Source organism: Nostoc flagelliforme FACHB-838 (genome assembly GCF_014698065.1).
GTDB lineage: Bacteria > Cyanobacteriota > Cyanobacteriia > Cyanobacteriales > Nostocaceae > Nostoc > Nostoc flagelliforme_B.
This window is the reverse complement of the sequence record NZ_JACJSI010000585.1, coordinates 1-2,859: the sequence shown is the minus strand read 5'-3', so window position 1 is coordinate 2,859 and position 2,859 is coordinate 1. Positions and strand designations below refer to the sequence as shown.

5 protein-coding genes and 1 pseudogene are annotated in these 2,859 nt (G+C 43.7%); all 6 read left to right on the top strand.

The genetic code is table 11. The annotated features are described in order from the left end of the window. Window positions 1-526 (top strand): annotated as a pseudogene (locus H6G97_RS49205) (hypothetical protein); the annotation flags it as partial. A gap of 6 nt (window positions 527-532) precedes the next feature. Next, window positions 533-754 carry a hypothetical protein gene (locus tag H6G97_RS49200; RefSeq protein WP_242056170.1) on the top strand — a complete coding sequence of 74 codons (222 nt, stop codon included), beginning with the start codon at window positions 533-535 and terminating at the stop codon, window positions 752-754. A 145-nt stretch (window positions 755-899) separates the two neighbouring features. Beyond that, the gene (locus H6G97_RS49195; protein WP_190947531.1) at window positions 900-1,562 is read left to right on the top strand and encodes a hypothetical protein; all 663 of its coding nucleotides are present in this window, start codon (window positions 900-902) and stop codon (window positions 1,560-1,562) included. Window positions 1,563-1,629: 67 nt separating this feature from the next. Continuing rightward, window positions 1,630-1,833 carry a hypothetical protein gene (locus tag H6G97_RS49190; RefSeq protein WP_190947530.1) on the top strand — a complete coding sequence of 68 codons (204 nt, stop codon included), beginning with the start codon at window positions 1,630-1,632 and terminating at the stop codon, window positions 1,831-1,833. Beyond that, the gene (locus H6G97_RS49185) at window positions 1,830-2,531 is read left to right on the top strand and encodes a hypothetical protein (RefSeq protein ID WP_190947529.1); all 702 of its coding nucleotides are present in this window, start codon (window positions 1,830-1,832) and stop codon (window positions 2,529-2,531) included. Before H6G97_RS49190 ends, H6G97_RS49185 begins: the two co-directional genes overlap by 4 nt. Then, window positions 2,519-2,758: an alpha-ketoglutarate-dependent dioxygenase AlkB family protein gene (locus tag H6G97_RS49180; RefSeq protein WP_242056169.1), complete on the top strand. Its 240-nt coding sequence runs from the start codon at window positions 2,519-2,521 to the stop codon at window positions 2,756-2,758. The genes H6G97_RS49185 and H6G97_RS49180 overlap by 13 nt, the downstream gene beginning before the upstream one ends. The last annotated feature ends 101 nt before the right edge of the window (window positions 2,759-2,859 follow it).

Sequence of the window (2,859 nt, the reverse complement as noted above, 5' to 3'; positions counted from 1 at the left end):
GATACTAAGTTCCCAGCAGATGATTTTTGCGTCATATATCATATTTTATAACGCCGTGTCTACCAATCTACATTCTGATTTTTTCTTTCTACCCCGATTTACCGAGCGGATACCTAATTTGGATACTTTAGAGTCGAGTATTAAAGCTTATAAAAAACGGTTTGATATTGAAGAGATGTTTAGAGATTTTAAGAGTGGTGGTTACAACTTAGAAGATACTAATGTATCAGGTCAACGGCTAATTTCCCTAATATTATTAATATCACTTGCTTATACGGCTGCAACTATATCTGGTCAAAAATTTAAACGCATGGGTGTTCAAAAATATGTCGGTCGAATTAAAGAATTGGGGCGGACAGTTCGGCGTCATAGCAGTTTTTATATTGGATTATATGGGTCTAACTGGGTTGATTTTATGGAAAATTCTTATGAATTGGTGGCTGAGTTAATGACACTAGCTCCTAATAAGCGGAAGTATTATCAACAAGGGGAGAGAGCTATGAGGCTTATTTTATCTGCATCTTAGCCCTTTTTGTCCCCCCTTAAGACATTCTACCCACATCTGGACGATCGCCAAGAAGCACGATTAGTCAATGGTGTCCAACAGCCCATCTATGTCTACGCTTGTCACGATCCGGTTGTGGCCGCCGGACTGACCAAAGCTATAGAAGAGTTCTTTGCTCATCCCAGTCCTGGTGCAGCGCTAAGGCAGGCGGGGGCTTTCGCTAGCAAGAAGGAAAAAGTATCAGTTTAGTAGCCATTAGTCTTCAATTATTCAGTCGCCCGAATTTTGAGCGCTATTAGCTATTAAGCTGATACCGACCAAAGAACATAAACGTATTAAGAATTGTAACATTCGCTAACGACACAAACAATAATTCATCTCAATGGACAGGTTAATGGCGAGATTTCATGATCCAAGAGCAGTAGCACTAGCCCAACAGATCGACCAAGTTAATGCAATCGGTTGGGAAGGAGCCTGTGACGTGGCACTACAACAGCATATAGCAAAGGGGGAATTATCCCCAGTAGAAACAGTATTGCGTTGCGATATGTTCCGAAAAAGAGCGCAAGATACAGCCGATAAACGACAAGCAATTTGGGCACAACAAATAAGCCAAGGCATTAGCGGAATCGAGTGGTACACCGTTGAGTACGGCGGCGTGACTGTGGAGCTTCCCCGGCTGTGTGAGGAGTTGATGCTCGTTCCTGGTGATAAGGAAATATTGATGCAGTCCAAGCCAATGGCCCTCGACTTCTTTGCACATTGGAACCTCGCCTTCAAGCTGTGGCGTTATGACCGTGAAACTGACGAGCGCTGGCTTTCATCTCAGTGGAGTCAGTTTTACCAAGAGTACTTACAACGGGAATGGTTAGAACTGTGGGCTGAGGATGAGGTTTACCAGATTCTTTTACCAGATGGAACGTTTCAAGATAAGCCCACGTTCGCTATCAACGCTTGCTGTTGTTGGGGTAATCCAGAAGCAATCCACCGTACCGCTAGTTATTCGGAAGCTGGCTCAAGCTGGTTTCAGTGGAATAATTCTACACCTTGGAGATAAAAGCGATCGCTATTAAACAAGTAGCAATCGCCACGTTAAACACTCCTTCATATTCGGCATAACCAACATGAAAGTCATTGTCAGAGTCACCGAAAAAATTATTAGTGAAGCTCATATCAATATTCCCGATGGGCTTTCCGAATCATGCATTAGGCAGCATATTGTAGACCGCTATAACAGTGGCGAGATGCTGACTGATATGAACATTTTTCAAGTGGATTTTGAATCAATCAGCGCTCTTGTTGTCAAACAAGCGGGAGAGAGCTTATGACTGTTGCACAACTGCTGGCACCACAACCGTACTCTCCTAAATCTACAGGAGAAATTGTTGGCAGACATCCTCTGAACTTTTACGAGTCGCCCTCATGGTTTACTACGGAATTACTACGCCATGTTCCGTTATCTGGCGTGATTGGTGAGCCTTGTGTAGGGCATGGGGCGATCGCTTCTTTACTCAGAGTGTGCCCCTACACCAAGCAAATGTGGACGAACGATATTGATCCACATAAAGCGGCTGATTACCAAATGGACGCAACACTATCCGAGTCATGGGTTAAGTTTCCCGATTGCGATTGGATTTGCACTAACCCACCATACTCGGAGTTTGCTGCACCAATTATCAAGAATGCGTACCACAAAGCGCGTGTGGGTGTTGCCGCGTTCCTCCTGACCAGTTTTCTCGAACCTTGTGATGACCGTGCGGATTTCTTACAACAATACCCGCCGTCACTTGTACTGATTTTGCCCCGCTTCTGTTTTCGCAAGGATAAGAGGGGTACTCGTTGGGCTACCGATAACGTTACCATCTCGTGCTTTTTGTGGGACAAACGCGCAACAGGGCAGCAAATTATTATTCGTCCCAAGTCGGCGATTGCTGGGTTTTACAAGAACCCTGAGCAGGCTATTTCACAGGAACGGGTAGAAAAAATTGTTCGGGCGATTGCCAAAGGAGAATTATGCAACAACTAACTTTATTTCCCGAATCTGTTCCTACTTTACCAGTCAACTATTATCCAGAATTTTTGAACAAGGAAGAAGCCGACGAACTCTATCAACATTGCCAAGAACTGCAATGGAAACAAAATCAAATCAGGATGCTGGGTAAAACGATGCCTGTTCCGCGCTTAGAGTGCATTTATGGCGATGAAGGCTGTGATTACCTTTACTCCAAAAGTGTATTACTTATACCAATTTAATATGAAGCTGCATAGAATAAAGCTTCTAGAATAAAGTTGTAAGAAGAGACAGAAATTACCTGCTCAAAAGTAAGTTGGTCGAATATTTCTTGGATGCGCTC

What these genes read in the sequence shown, in the direction of transcription:
- H6G97_RS49180 (WP_242056169.1), top strand. Translation starts at nt 2,519, where the DNA reads ATGCAACAACTAACTTTATTTCCCGAATCTGTTCCTACTTTACCAGTC.
- H6G97_RS49190 (WP_190947530.1), top strand. Translation starts at nt 1,630, where the DNA reads ATGAAAGTCATTGTCAGAGTCACCGAAAAAATTATTAGTGAAGCTCAT.
- H6G97_RS49195 (WP_190947531.1), top strand. Translation starts at nt 900, where the DNA reads ATGGCGAGATTTCATGATCCAAGAGCAGTAGCACTAGCCCAACAGATC.
- H6G97_RS49185 (WP_190947529.1), top strand. Translation starts at nt 1,830, where the DNA reads ATGACTGTTGCACAACTGCTGGCACCACAACCGTACTCTCCTAAATCT.